The following is a 14,240-nucleotide window of genomic DNA, read 5'->3' on the forward strand; positions in this document are numbered from 1 at the left end:
GACCCTACAGGTCACGGTATTACCGCCGGGTCCGTTGTGCGGACCGTCCGCGGCGGGCCGGAATGATGATCAAGGCCGCACTGGGGGCGGTTTAAGCAACGGACTGGTAATAGAGATTCTGCGGATGCCTGGCCTCGGCAAAGAAGAACCAGCGCTCGAACAACAGCCCCAGGTACTGCACGGCAAAAGCGACGATCGGCAGCGTTGGCGACTGGGTGGCATAGGCGGCGCCGATCAGCAGAATCGGCAGCGGAAAGACCAGGAAGAGGAACAGCAGGCGCACGGTACGCAGCGTGCCCGCCGAACGGCCGTGGAAGAACTCGCGGGTGTTGAATGACCCGGCGGTCGCCCCCTGGGCTTTTTGACTCACGGTCTGGTGGCGCACGCCGATGGCGCTCTGTACCGTGCTCTTGTGCTGTAAACGGGCGTTACGGGTGAGCGAGGCGAAGCGGCTGATCAAGGCCATGAGGGTAAAGATCACCGACCAGGTACCGAAGAACGCGACCAATTGATTGCCGATAAAGGCCGAGTAGGCCGCCGCCAGCATGAATCCGGAGGCCAGGCCAAAAAGGGTGAAGTTGATGACCGTGAGCGGCGAACTCCACTCCTCCAGAAAGCGAACACCCGCATAAATCATGGCGGTGCAAACGAACAAGGCGAAGACCGCAAGGGTCGCGGCCAGACCGATCAGCAGTGTCGCATCGACCGCCAGCCAATTCCCCAGGGTGAATAGCGACTGGGTGTGAGCGGTCCAATGCGCCAAACCGTAGGCGAACACCAGGGCCATCACCAGGGGCAGCACCAGCACCTCACGGGAGAGCCAGGAGGTCCGCCAGCGGGCCGCCGCCCGCCAGGCACGCTCCGGCCGCCCCAGGTGAAAGAATGAGGCGATCAGCCCGCCGACGAGCAGGGTCAGTGCCACCAGACTGCCGAAGGCATAAAACTCATCCCCCTGCGCGGGCAGCAGGTTGGCCAGGGCATAGATCTGCCCGGTATAGAGGGCCAGGAACAGCCCCTGTCCGGCGCCGATCAGGGTGGTCAGAAAGATAACTGAGAAGGCGGGATGCATAAAAGTTTCCTTCAGTGATTAACGAGTAGAGGAAGGGTTCACTAATAAGTTAAACAAGTCCATTAGGGGACGCCTGTGCTGTCTCGGTCGTTGTCGTTGTCGTAATCGAGTTGTTGATCCCTCGATGATGCGTTGGGCCTTGATCACGATTCCGGCCACTTGGGCTCGCCGGATGCGTAGTCAGGCCATCCTGGCCTGACACCCTCAGGGCTGGAAGCCCTGACTACGCATGCGGCTGGCCGGGATTACGATCAAGGCCATGCGTTGGACCCGCGCGTGACGCGATCGTATCCTTTCAAACCCTTAGCGGCCTGGTACGCCTAAGCTGTGTAGCGAATCAAAACCCGACAGACAGCGGGCTGCTCCTGCCAAACTTGAATCGCTTATCCGATTACGATTACGATTACGACAACGACAACGACAACGACAACGACAACGACCGGGACGCCAAAGGCGTCTTCGACTAGACTGATTTCGCCTATTCGTGAGCGGTCTCCTACCACGTCACATCATCCAGGGTTTCCTCACCGCTGTAGGTCGTGAGGTCCTCTTTGCGCAGCGGATTGTCCGCCCGGATCAGTTCTTCCGGATCGATGTAGATGCGGGTCTTGCGCCGCGGCAAATAATGGTTGGCGGGCTTGGTGCCCCATTCGGGCATCAATTGATAACCGCCGCGCTCACGAATGGCGATTGACACCTCGGAGTCGGGGTCCTCCACGTCGCCGAACAAGCGCGCACTGGTCGGGCAGGCCAGCACACAGGCGGGCTTGCGCTCGCGTTCCGGCAGGGTCAGGTCAGTGATACGGTCGATGCACAGGGTGCATTTCTTCATCACCTTCTGCTGTTCGTCCACCTCGCGGGCGCCATAGGGACAGGCCCAGGAGCAATACTTGCACCCGATGCACTTGTCATAGTCCACCAGCACGATGCCGTTGTCCGCCCGTTTATGGGAGGCCCCGGTGGGGCATACCGGCACGCAGGGGGGATCCTCGCAATGCAGGCAACTCTTGGGGAAATGGACCGTCTCGGTGTCGGGAAAGGTACCGACTTCGAAGGTCTGAACGCGATTGAAGAAGGTCCCCGTGGGGTCCGCGTCATAGGGGTTCTCATCGACCAGGGGTCCGGCCCAACCGGAGGTATTCCACTGCTTGCAGGAGGTCACGCAGGCATGGCAGCCAACGCAGACATTGAGGTCGATGACCAGGGCCAACTGGCTCATAAGCTCGTTTCTCGCTCAGTTACGATCCCGGCGATTAGTGTCCGGGTCGGCATCGTCGTCGTCATCTTCGTCATCTTGTTCTTCCTCGTACTCTTCGATCAGCAACTCCTCGGCCAGATCGGAGGGCTCCACCTCGAGTCCCATGAGATCCTCATCCCAATTGGTGCCCACCAGGACGCCGTCCTCGCTCATGCCGGCCAGCCAGGTATCGATGAACAGATCCAGATCCAGGCTGGTCGGCACAAAGCCGGCCCAGTCGTCGGTGCAGTGGGCCGCGGCGGCCACCTCTTCCGACCAAAAGGGATAGACGTCCGTATCTTCGTATTCATTCGACTCACAGATGGCCCAGCCCTCATCGGACTTGAGCCCCCATACCTGCCCCGTCTCGCGCACGCGCGTAACAAAGCGCTCATGGTGGTCTTGATAGTCGGGACTGAGGTCGCTCATGGTGCTTGCCTGGTTGGCGGGTACGCGCAACGCGCACCCTACGGATGATTCGGAGAAAACCGGGTATCAGCGCTTGCCGAAGAGTCCCGCAACATAGGCCTGCCAGCGCCCGCGCCGCCGTTCCTGACCAGGCAACAGGGGCATCGGATCGAACTGGGGTGAGGTGATCTTAGGCTCATCCGCCGCGGCCTTGTACACGCGCACCCGCACATCGAACCAGGCCGCCTGACCGGTGATGGGGTCCGAGTTGGACAGATGCTCACCGTTGCCGGTCGGCGGCAATTCCTCGCTGATCAGATGATTAAGCAGGAATCCCTTGCGGGACTCGTCGGCACGATGACTCAAACCCCAGGCGCCGGACGCCTTGCCGATGGCGTTCCAGGTCCACACGGTGCCGGGCTCCACCGCTTCGGAGAAGCGGCACATGCAGCGGACCTTGCCGTGCGGCGACTCCACCCAGATCCAGTCGCCGTCGTCGAAGCCGTTGGCGGCGCCCACCTTCGGGTTGACGAACAGGTAATTGTGGCTGTGAATCTGGCGCAGCCAGGCATTCTGGCTGTCCCACGAATGGTACATGGCCATCGGACGCTGGGTGAGCGCATTGAGCGGATACTTGTGGGTATCGGTCAACTTGGTTTCGAGCGGCTCGTAGTAAAACGGCAGCGGGTCGAAATAGGACTCAACGCGGCGGCGCAGCCGGTCCGGCGGCTGGCGGCCGGGGCGCTTGCCCTGCGCGGCCAACCGGAAACGCTGCAGCACTTCCGAGTAGACGTTCAGCAGGATGGGCTCAGCGTACCGGGTGATGCCATGCGCCCGCGACCAGTGCAGATAGCCCTTGTTCCAGTTGCGCATGTACTGGTAGGAGCGCGGCAGTTCATGGTGATAGAAACAGCCGTTCTTGGCGTACATTTCCCACTGCCGGGGATTAGGCTCGCCCTTGAGGAACTTCTCGCCGCCGCGTCCGCGCCAGCCGGCCAGGAAGCCAATGCCGGACCCCGGCGAGGTTTCGTAGTTGACGATAAAATCCGGGTAGTCGCGATACTTGCGGCTGCCGTCTTCGCGCACGAAGGCGGGCAGCTTGAGCCGCGAGCCCAACTCGACCAGCACGTCCTGGAAGGGCTTGCAGTCGCCCTTGGGCGGCAACACCGGGATGCGCACCGCATCGACCGGCCCGTCGAATTCCGAGATCGGCCGGTCCAGCATGGAAAAGACGTCGTGCCGTTCCAGATAGCTGGTATCGGGCAACACCAGGTCGGCAAAAGCGACCGTCTCGGAGGAGAAGGTGTCGCAGACCACCAGGAAGGGGATCTTGTATTCCCCGTCCTCGCTCTTGTCGACCAGCATCTTGCGGACTTCGACCGTGTTCATGGTCGAGTTCCAGGCCATGTTGGCCATGAACAGGAACAGGGTATCGATCGGGTAGGGGTCACCGCGCCAGGCATTGGTGATGACGTTGTGCATCAACCCATGCACCGCCAGCGGATACTCCCAGGAGAAGGCCTTGTCCAGACGGACCGCCTCCCCCGCGGCATCGACGAACAGGTCCTCCGGGCGCGCCGGCCAACCCAGCGGCATGCCGTCCAGCGGGGTGTTGGGCTGAACCGCCTCGGGCCCATGGGGCGGCTTGGGACAGGGCGGAATCGGCCGCGGAAAGGGCGCCTTGTGGCGGAAGCCGCCCGGCCGGTCGATGGTTCCCAGCAGGGTCATCAGAATGCCCAGCGCACGGATGGTCTGAAAGCCGTTGGAATGGGCGGCCATGCCGCGCATCGCGTGAAAGGCCACCGGATTGCCGGTGACCGAGTCGTGCTCGTTATCCCAGCAGTCGGTCCACTGGATCGGCAGCTCGATTTTCTGATCGCGCGCGGTTACGCCCATTTCCTGGGCCAGCCGGCGGATGGTGTCGGCCGGGATGCCGGTGATGCCGGCCGCCCACTCCGGCGTGTAGTCCTCCACCCGCTCCTTCAGGAGCTGGAAGCCGGGCTTGACCGCGGTGCCGTCATCCAGGGTATAGCTGCCCATCAGGCGCGGATCGGCACCGGGGGTGTGGGTCAGCACCGGACCCTTGGCCCGGTCCCACCAGAGCTTGTTTTCCGGATCGATGCAGCCTTCTTCGATCGGCACGTCGACCCGCCGATGGAAGAGCCCGTGATCCGCGCGCGTGCTGTCGTCGACCACCAACTCCGCGGAGTTGGTGTACTGGATCAGGAAATCCCGGTCATAGAGCCCGAGCTTGATGATCTCGTGGATGATGGCGAGCAACAGGGCACCGTCGGTGCCGGGCTTGATCGGCACCCACTCGTCGGCGATGGCCGAGTACCCGGTACGGATCGGATTGATGGAGACGAAACGCCCACCCCGGCGCTTGAACTCGGAGATGGCGATCTTCAGCGGGTTGCTGTGATGGTCTTCAGCGGTGCCGATCATCACGAACAGCTTGGCCCGGTCCAGATCCGGCCCGCCGAACTCCCAGAAGGAGCCGCCGATGGTGTAGATCAGGCCGGCCGCCATGTTGACCGAGCAGAAACCGCCGTGGGCCGCATAATTCGGCGTGCCGAACTGCTTTGCGAAGAGACCGGTCAGCGCCTGCATCTGGTCGCGCCCGGTGAACAGCGCAAAGCGCTTGGGGTCCTCGGCACGGAGCCGGCCCAACCGCTCGGTGAGCAGCTCGAAGGCCGCCTCCCAGGAGATCTCCTCGAACTGCGAGGTCCCGCGCTCCGCGCCCGGCTTGCGCCGCAGCGGTTTGGTCAGGCGCCCCGGCGAGTACTGCTTCATGATCCCCGAGGAACCCTTGGCGCACAACACACCCTTGTTCAGCGGGTGGTTTGGGTTACCCTCGATGTAGCGGATCTCGCCGTCGCGCAGGTGCACCCGGATGCCGCAGCGGCAGGCACACATGTAGCAGGTGGTTTCTTTGACCTCGACTCGGCCGACGGTGGAGTCCGAGTAGGTGATGGGATCCTGCATGAGGGCGACCTGAGCATGGGGCGTTAACTTCAGCGGATTCTAATGTTCTTGAGCGGTTCGGCGCAAACCCGCGTTGATCAACCACCGACTTTGGCTGGGATATCAGCGCCCGAGGCCAACACGCAACAACCGTCGCACCCGGTCTGCGTGTCGACGCCGCTTGCCGGACCGGGATCGGTAGGTCAAGCTTGCCGGAAGAGGCGCGGCGCCTGCCCTTGGCCCGCGATCCTTCGTCCCTCGGTGTTCGTGGAGTCTTGCATTGCGAATCTCGCTCATCCGCTCGTTGCTCTTTGGTGCAGCGATTCTCGTCTCCTGCACCGGTGCCGCCCTGGACCTGCAAACCATCGAAGGTGCCAGACTGGTTCCAACCCACTGGGCCGACGGCGACAGCTTCCGCGTCCGGTTTCCGGACGGCGCCGAGCATACGGTGCGCCTCTACGGCGCGGACTGTATCGAGTGGCATGTCACGGACGGCTCGGACGCGCGGCGGCTGCGCGACCAACGCTGGTATTTCGGGATCACCAACTACGGCGGGACACCGGCGGCATCCATCACGCTCGCCAAGTCGCTCGGCGAGGCGGCCGCGCGCGAAGCTCACACCCGACTGGCCAAGCCATTCACCGTCCATACGTCCTTTGCCGATGCACGCGGCGATGCCAGGTATCGGCGCGTCTATGCGTTCGTCACCACCGCGGAGTCCGAGGATCTGGCCACCCTCCTGGTGACCAAGGGTCTCGCCCGCGCCCACGGCGTCTATCGCGGAACGCCTCAGGGGCAGAGCCGAACCGAGTACCAGGAGCAACTGCGCGATGCCGAACTGCTGGCGGCACACAATGGGCAAGGCGTTTGGGCCTATACCGACTGGAGTTCATTCCCCGTCCAGCGTCGCGCCCTGCGCGCTGAGGACGCGGCCGGCGAAGTAGCAACCGGCAAGACACTGCCCAAGGCAGCACTCAACATCAACACCGCGTCGCGCGATGAACTGATGAGCCTGCCCGGTATCGGGGAAATCACCGCCAACGCCATCATCGAGAAACGCCCCTACCGGCGGATTGATGACCTGCTGCAGGTTCGCGGTATCGGCCCCAAGCTGCTCGACAAGCTGCGGCCTGGGGTCGAAGTCGGGCAGTGACGGTCGGGGCGCCGCCGCGGCGCAGATCGCACTCAGCCAATAAAAACACGTTGCGCTCGATCTTGTGACTCGCTACCGTTATGTCTCTGCGCCGTCATGGCCGCCAATCGTCAAGAGGGTCCGGATACGATGGCCAAAGCACCAAAAATGTGGATCTATAGTCCACCGAAGAAACCCGCCCCTAAAGTACCGCCGAACGTCAAGGCCGACATCGAGAAAAGGGCAGCCGAACTCGTGACCCAGCTCAAGCTGACGCGTGTTCAGGCCCCGCCGGCGGCTGACGCGTTTCAGCACAACTACCTTGCCGATATTTATACCAAGTGGTATCGCCATTACTTTTACGTTTGCGCAAAGTATTGCGTTCCCGGCCCCAATGCGCTTGTGCCGTTTTTCGAAGCGAAATTGGCGCGACTGGAATATATTGAGCCCAACTGCTTCGATCTGTCGTTCATGCGTTACACCGGCGAGTGGGTGCTGCTGCATTCCAACCTGACGCTCGACGACTGTTTGACAAGTATCGCGGAGGAACCCTATTTCGAGTGAGTACGGTCGGACGGTGATCCAGGTGGGCATTGATCATCGTTGCTGCCTGCGATGTCACCTGACCGGATCCGTGACCAAGGCCCCCAGGTGCTTCACTGTGCCGGAGCCCGACACGCGGACTCTGATCGCCGTTCCGGCAACAGCGATCATTCCGTGGGAATGCGATCCTTATTCCGTGCCAGCCAGGTGCGGAAGTCCTGCAGTCGCGGATTCAAGGCACGGGCAACGGCCGGATCGCGCGCTGCGCAGAAGTCGGACTCGAAATCGGCCTTGAATTGGAACATATTGCCGAGATCATCGGCACCGGGAAAGCCGAACGACCGGTAGACCGCCGGGGTGACGGCGTTATAGATCACATCCTGACCCAGGGCACGGCTGAGTTCCTCGGCCATCCGGGCGCCGGTGAGGTGTTCGCCGGCGATCCCGATGGTCTTACCGATCAGCGCGTCACCGCCCTTGAAGATGCCGTAGGCGCAGCGCCCGATGTCCTCGGCAGCAATGCCGGGGAGTTTCTTGTCGCCCATCGGCAGGGTGAATGCAAGCCGGCCGTCGGGCCCGGGCTTGGGTGCCATCCCGAAATGGATCAGATTATCCCAATAGAAGGAGGTCAACAGAAAAGTGGTAGGCACGCCCCGCTCGGTGAAATAGGCGTTGGACTCACCCTTGGCGTCGAAGTGCGGCACCTTGTACTCCTCCATAAGCGTGGGCATCCGCGTATCCCCGAGCGGAACCCAGCGGCGGGTATCCTCCAGGGTGGACCAGATCACATGGCGCAGCCCCGCGGACTTGGCGGCCGCGGCCAGACCGCGTGCTTGGGCCTTCTCCCGGCCGGGCGAGAAATGGTCCCAAAAAAAGGTCACGAAGTAGGCCCCGTAGGCACCCGCGCCCGCGCGCTCCATGCTCGCCGGATCATCGACATCGGCGCCGACCACCTCCGCCCCCATCGCGGCGAGCGCCCGCGCTTTCGGGGCGTTCGGATCGCGGGTGATCGCGCGGGCGGTGAATCCCCCTTGCGGATCGTCCAGAATCGCCCGCACCAGTCCGCCGCCTTGGGCACCCGTAGCCCCCAGAATCGCGATAATTTTCTTGTCAGCCATGTTGCACCTTTCACGGTGGTTGGAATTGAGCGCAGAGCGCCAGGAAATGCGTAGCACCGAGGGAGATTCGCTCCGAACCCGCAAACATCGCAATCCCGTAGGTTGGGGTGAGGAACGAACCCCAACATTTCAGCGCCTTGCGTTTGGCTCCTCGTTGGGCTTCGTTCCTCAGCCCAACCTACAAGGAATACTTGCCCAATCTCGGAAGCGGGGTTACGAGAAAGCCTTGGACTGCTGGTCCGGCATCCCGTGCGCACGATGCTCGACCGGCGACAGCAGCATATAGAACGCCGGCACCACGAACAGCGTAAAGATGGTCCCGATGCCTAAACCCGTCATGATGACAAGCCCGATGTCGAACCGGCTCACCGCTCCCGGCCCGCTGGCGATCAAGAGCGGGATCATGGCGACCAGCATGGAGACCGTGGTCATCAGGATGGGCCGCAGGCGAATTGCCGACGCCTGCTCGACGGCCTCGCGTTTGGACAACCCCTCGCGCTCGCGCAATTGATTGGCGAATTCGACGATCAGGATGCCGTTCTTGGCGACCAGTCCGATCAGAGTAATCAGCCCCACCTGTGTATAAATATTGATACTCGCAAAGCCCAGGAACAGGAAGGCCATAGCCCCGGCAATCGTGAGCGGCACCGACATGAGGATGACGAAGGGATCGCGCCAGGACTCGAATTGGGCGGCGAGCACCAGATAGATGATCAGGAGCGCCAGGAAGAAGGTGACCTCCAGGGCCGTCCCCTCGCCTTTGAACTGGCGCGACTCGCCTTTGAAGTCGAAGCGCACGCCGCGTGGGAAGAGCGCCTTCGCCTGTTCTTCCAGATAGCCGAGCGCATCGCCGAGGGTCACGCCAGGCATCGGCACGCCGGAGAGGGTGATCGAGTTCAATTGCTGGAACTGCGTGCGTTTGGACGGCTCGACTTCATGGCGGATCTTCACCAAGGCACTCAATGGGATCAGCTCACCGGCGCGGTTGCGTACATGATAGTCGGCCAACTCACCGACATCGTTGCGGAAGCGCCGCTCCACCTGGGGAATGACCTTGTAGCTGCGCCCCTCCAGACTGAACCAGTTCACATAGTCCTCATTCAGCATGCCCGCCAGGCTGGCACCCAGGTCCGCCATGCTGATGCCCATATCCCCGGCCAGGTCGCGGTCGACTTCCAGGACGACGCGCGGGCGCTCCAGCTTGACATCCTTTTGCAGAAACATGAACTTGCCGCTGGCCATGGCGGCGCCAAGCAACTGCTCCGCCAATCCGTCCAATTCGGCGTACTCCCGGTCGGAGACGATGACGAAATCCACCGGAATGCCGGTCCCCGGTGTCGGCAGGCTGGGCAGGGGAAAGACGACCGTATTCAGGCCGGCGATCTGCGACAGGGCGCCCTGCAACTGCGGCAGCACCGCGTCCTGCGAGCGCTCACGCCGGGCCGCCGGGGGCATCTTGAAACCGCCGAAGGTCATGCTCTGATCGCCACCGAAGCCGGCGAGCAGGAAGGACTCGTCATACTCCGGAATGGATTCGAAAATGGGCAGCATCTCCTTGATGTACTTCAGGTCATAGTCGATGGTCGCGGTCTGTGGGGCGGTGGCCATGAAGAACAGGATGCTCTGGTCCTCGGTGGGAGCCAGCTCCTTCTTGGTCATGCCGTACATGGCATAGGTGGCCGCGATCACCACCACCGCGACCAGCAGGGTGATCGAGGGGAACTTGAGCCAGCCGTGCAGCAGTGACTTGTAGCCCCGCGCCAGGGACTCGAAGGCGTGCTCCACCGCCAACTCGAAACGCCCCTGCTGCCCCCCGGCGCGCAAGGCCCGGGCGGCCAGCATGGGCGAGAGCGTCAGCGCCACAACGCCGGAGACCAGCACCGCTCCGGCCAGGGTGAAGGCGAATTCGGTAAAGAGGGTCCCCACCAGGCCGCCCATGAAGCCGATGGGGGCATAGACCGCAATCAGGGTCGTGGTCATGGCGATGATCGGCAGGGCCAACTCGCGCGCGGCGTCGATGGCGGCCTGAGTGTTCGACTTGCCCATCTCCAGGTGCCGATGAACGTTTTCCACCACCACGATGGCGTCGTCCACCACCAGGCCGATCGCCAGCACCATGGCGAGCAGCGTCAGCAGATTGATGGAGAAGCCCATCAGCAGCATCAGAAAGCCGGCCCCCACGATCGACAGCGGCACCGCCACCGAGGGCACCAGCGCGGCGCGCAGGGACCCCAAGGACAGGAAGACCACCAACAGCACGATCAGTACCGCCTCGGCCAGGGTCTTGAACACCTCGCGGATCGACGCCTCGATGAACTCGCTGGCGTCATAGGGGATGAACGCATTGAGCCCTTCCGGGAAATCGGCCTTGAGGCTGGGCAGCAGGGCCTTGACCCGCCCGGCCACATCCAGCGGGTTGGACCCCGGCGTTTGCTCCACCCCGATGAAGATGGCCGGGATGCCCTTGTAGAGTGTGCTGGAGTCATAGTCCGCGGCGCCCAGTTCGATGCGGGCGATGTCGTCCAGGCGCACCAGCGTGTCGGCCTCCGACTTGACCACCAGCCGGCGGAAGTCTTCCACCTGACTGACGTCCGTGGTGGCCGAGAGGTCGATCTGCACCAGATTGCCCTTGAGCCGACCCAGTCCGGCGAGATAGTTATTGGTCTGCAGGACGCGGGCAACATCCTCACCGGTCACGCCCAGCGCGGCCATGCGCGCCGGATCCAGCCAAATCCGCATGGCGAAGGTCTGGTTGCCGATCAGCTCGGCCTTGGCCACACCTTGCAGCGCCTGTAACTGCGGCTGGACCACCCGCAACAGATAATCCGTAATCTGCGGCAAGTCCATCTCCTCGCTGTAGAACGCGAGATACATGAGCGCCGTGGAATCGCCGGTGGTGGAGTCGATCACCGGATTCTGCGCCGCCTCCGGCAGCACGTTGATGCGACTCGCCACCTTGGCCTGGATTTCAGCCATCGCCGCCTTGGGGTCATAGTTGAGGCGCATGTTGGCCTCGATCAGCGACACCCCCGGCGTGCTGGTGGCGGACAGAAAGTCGATGCCGTCGGCCTCGGCGATCGCCTGCTGCAAGGGTGTGGTGATAAACCCCTTGACCAGTTCACTGCTCGCCCCCGGATAGGCGGTGGTGATGGTCACGACTGTGTTCTGGGTCTTGGGGTATTGACGGACCTCGAGATCCAGAAAGGCGCGAATGCCCAGGATGAAAATGAGCAGGCTCACGACACTCGCAAGCACCGGGCGGTGGACGAAGCTGTCGGTGAACTTCATTGCGGCTTGGTCCCGGTCTGGGCCTGGGTCGCGGTCTCGGCCTGAATCTGCACTTCCTGCCCATTGGTGAGCTTCACCTGCCCGGCCGAGACCACCCGGTCACCCGCCTGAAGTCCATCCAGCACCGCGACCTCGTCCCCACGGACCGTCCCGGTCTTGATCTGGCGCCGCTGCACCGTCAACTTGCCGTCCTTCTCCTCCACCAGGAACACCGAGTCCCCGTAGGTGTTGAAGGTGACCGCCTCGCGCGTCAGCGTCAGCACCCGCTCCTGAACCGGCAACACCGTCTGCACCCGCGCGAACATGCCGGGCCGCAGCTTCAGCCCCGGATTCTTGAAGCGGGCGCGCACCTGGACACTGCGGGTGCCCTTGTCGACGCCGGGGGTGATGGCCGTGATCGCCCCATCGAACTGATCCTGCGGATGGGCCGCGACCTGCACCCGCACCGGCTGCCCGACCCGAATTTGGCCGATCTCCCGCTCGGGCAGTGAATAATCCACATAGACCGGGTCCAGCGCCTGGAGCAACACAATCGGCGTCCCCTCGGGAAGGAACTGTCCGACATTAACCTTACGGATGCCGAGTTGACCGGCGAATGGCGCGCGGATGGTTTTCTTGTCGATGGTCGCCTGCTTGGATTTGACCATGGCACGGGTCTGGTCGACCTGGGCACTGACCTCATCGACATCACCCTGCGACACCGCCTGCCCTTTCAACAGCGAACTGTTCCGCCCGAGCTTGAGCGCGGCCAGGCGTTCCGCCGCCTGCAGCCCTTCCAGGTCCGCCTGATCCACGTCGTCATCGAGCAGCACCAGGATCTGGCCCTGGGTGACGGTGATTCCGGAATCGAAACGAATCTCCTCGATCTGCCCGGCCACCTGATTGCTGACCTCAACCCCTTGCACCGCCGCGACTGAGCCGACCGCGTCCAGCGTCGGCTCCCAGCGGGTCTCCCGCACGGTTGCCGCGGTGACCATCGGGGCCGGCATGGGTTGGGAGAACATGGCGATCTCCCCCTGAATCTGGCCGTACTTGAGCCAGGCGAGCCCGGCAACCACGACGAGGAGAACGAGCAACACCAGCACGAAGCGCAAGAACATGGAAGCCTTTCCGAAAGCGGGACCGCGGGCCAGGCAGGACCAAGCACCGGGGGTCATTGACGGGATTAAGCCGCGATTATAGTTTGCCGCGCGGCGGATCGCGCGCACCGCTCGGCTGGATGTCGATTGGACAACAAGCGACAGGGGCCAATCCACGGGCGGATAATCGGGAAAATCGACTACTTTGAACCAAGAGCCCTGCCATGCCGACCCCTGCCGATCCACCCACGACCGCCCAGGCGATGTCCATCAACCGCCCCGAAGCCTACCGACGCCTGGAAGAAATCGACCTCATGGCCGAACTGGTCCCTATGACGGGGTGCGATGTCCTGGAACTGGGCTGCGGGGCGGCCTGGACCACCCGACTGCTGGTCGAACGGCTGGGTGCACGATCAGTCACCGCCACCGAGGTCGACCAGATCCAGCACGAAAAAAATACACAAGTCAGCGACCTGCCCCAGGTGATCTTCCGCTACGGCGGCGCCGAGTCGATCGCCGACCCGGACGGCACCTACGACCTGGCGATCATGCTGAAATCACTGCACCATGTCCCGGTACCGCTGATGGATCGCGCCTTGGCCGAGGCCCATCGCGTCCTCAAGCCCGGCGGGCGGCTCTATTGTTCCGAGCCGGTCTATTGGGGCCCCTTCAATGAGATCATGCGCCTGATCGACGACGAGCGGATCGTGCGCGAAGCCGCCTTCGCCGCCTTGCAGCGGGCGGTCGCCCAGGGACTGTTCGATCTGGAGGCCGAGGTCTTCTTTGAATCGGCAGGCACCTACCCGGACTGGCCTACTTTCGAGGCGCGCTTCATCCACATCACGCACAGCGAGCGCAACCTGGATGCCGAGCGCCTGGCCGTCATCCGCGCCGCCTTCGAGCGCCACCTCACCCCGACCGGCGCCCATTTTCTGAAGCCGCATCGGGCGGACTTGCTGCGGCGGCGGCCGTGAGTCCGTAAGGCGCAATAGGGCGCCCGCCAGGATCCGGAAGATTCGCACCAAAGCCGACGGCGCCCGTATTGCGCCGCACCGGAGTCGCACTGCGAAAGCCCTAAGCAATTCTCGTTCCCACGCTCCAGAGATCGTGAAAGTATTCGCTCCGAACCCGAAAACATCGCAATGCCGTAGGTTGGGGTGAGGAACGAACCCCAACATTCTCCTTTCGTGCGGCACTCATGACGAGTCTGGCCCTAATGTGAAATCAGAAATTTATGTAATTTCTTGCAAGTTGCATCAAAAGAGTTCTGTTCAGCCTCGCTATCTATATAATCACAATAGGGACCGCCAAGTTCATCCACGGAATCACCAAGAAGCTTTCTTGGATCAATTTTGCGAAGATCGCCATCTCTATTCAGTGATGCGATAAGTCCTCCACCCAA

The 14,240-nt window shown here is 62.7% G+C and carries 11 protein-coding genes; 3 read left to right on the forward strand and 8 right to left on the reverse strand.

Annotation, left to right across the window (positions count from 1 at the left end; all coding sequences use genetic code 11):
* Positions 1–91: 91 nt before the first annotated feature.
* The 4 genes from soeC to soeA form a co-directional block, all read right to left on the reverse strand.
* On the reverse strand, positions 92–1,069 hold the full coding sequence (soeC, locus tag QZY03_RS13615; protein WP_295581879.1) for a sulfite dehydrogenase subunit SoeC: 978 nt from the start codon (positions 1,067–1,069) through the stop codon (positions 92–94).
* Between the two features lie 496 nt (positions 1,070–1,565).
* The gene (soeB, locus tag QZY03_RS13620) at positions 1,566–2,288 is read right to left on the reverse strand and encodes a sulfite dehydrogenase subunit SoeB (protein ID WP_295581881.1); all 723 of its coding nucleotides are present in this window, start codon (positions 2,286–2,288) and stop codon (positions 1,566–1,568) included.
* 15 nt (positions 2,289–2,303) lie between these two features.
* Complete coding sequence (locus QZY03_RS13625) at positions 2,304–2,735, reverse strand: DUF2750 domain-containing protein (protein ID WP_295581883.1); 432 nt, start codon at positions 2,733–2,735, stop codon at positions 2,304–2,306.
* 66 nt (positions 2,736–2,801) lie between these two features.
* Positions 2,802–5,699 (reverse strand): sulfite dehydrogenase subunit SoeA, encoded by a 2,898-nt coding sequence (soeA, locus tag QZY03_RS13630; RefSeq protein WP_295581885.1) that lies wholly within the window; start codon positions 5,697–5,699, stop codon positions 2,802–2,804.
* A 259-nt stretch (positions 5,700–5,958) separates the two neighbouring features.
* On the opposite strand from soeA, the gene QZY03_RS13635 reads away from it, so the two are divergent.
* Together QZY03_RS13635 and QZY03_RS13640 are read left to right on the forward strand one after the other, a co-directional pair.
* Positions 5,959–6,831 (forward strand): helix-hairpin-helix domain-containing protein, encoded by an 873-nt coding sequence (locus QZY03_RS13635; RefSeq protein WP_295581887.1) that lies wholly within the window; start codon positions 5,959–5,961, stop codon positions 6,829–6,831.
* A gap of 129 nt (positions 6,832–6,960) precedes the next feature.
* Positions 6,961–7,374, forward strand: a complete 414-nt coding sequence (locus tag QZY03_RS13640; RefSeq protein ID WP_295581889.1) for a hypothetical protein — start codon at positions 6,961–6,963, stop codon at positions 7,372–7,374.
* A 146-nt stretch (positions 7,375–7,520) separates the two neighbouring features.
* Here QZY03_RS13640 and QZY03_RS13645 read toward each other — a convergent pair whose 3' ends face one another.
* The 3 genes from QZY03_RS13645 to QZY03_RS13655 all read right to left on the reverse strand — a co-directional run bounded on the left by QZY03_RS13645 (position 7,521) and on the right by QZY03_RS13655 (position 12,859).
* Positions 7,521–8,471 (reverse strand): NmrA/HSCARG family protein, encoded by a 951-nt coding sequence (locus QZY03_RS13645; RefSeq protein WP_295581890.1) that lies wholly within the window; start codon positions 8,469–8,471, stop codon positions 7,521–7,523.
* 213 nt (positions 8,472–8,684) lie between these two features.
* Positions 8,685–11,759, reverse strand: coding sequence for an efflux RND transporter permease subunit (locus QZY03_RS13650; protein WP_295581892.1), 3,075 nt, complete (start codon positions 11,757–11,759; stop codon positions 8,685–8,687).
* Complete coding sequence (locus QZY03_RS13655) at positions 11,756–12,859, reverse strand: efflux RND transporter periplasmic adaptor subunit (RefSeq protein WP_295581894.1); 1,104 nt, start codon at positions 12,857–12,859, stop codon at positions 11,756–11,758. The genes QZY03_RS13650 and QZY03_RS13655 overlap by 4 nt, the downstream gene beginning before the upstream one ends.
* Before the next feature lie 203 nt (positions 12,860–13,062).
* On the opposite strand from QZY03_RS13655, the gene QZY03_RS13660 reads away from it, so the two are divergent.
* Positions 13,063–13,812 carry a class I SAM-dependent methyltransferase gene (locus QZY03_RS13660; RefSeq protein WP_295581896.1) on the forward strand — a complete coding sequence of 250 codons (750 nt, stop codon included), beginning with the start codon at positions 13,063–13,065 and terminating at the stop codon, positions 13,810–13,812.
* 239 nt (positions 13,813–14,051) lie between these two features.
* On the opposite strand, the gene QZY03_RS13665 is transcribed toward QZY03_RS13660, so the two are convergent.
* Positions 14,052–14,240: hypothetical protein (locus QZY03_RS13665; RefSeq protein ID WP_295581898.1), on the reverse strand; the 189-nt coding region annotated here is incomplete at its 5' end.

Origin of the sequence: uncultured Lamprocystis sp., assembly GCF_903933125.1 — a bacterium.
Lineage (GTDB): Bacteria > Pseudomonadota > Gammaproteobacteria > Chromatiales > Chromatiaceae > Thiodictyon.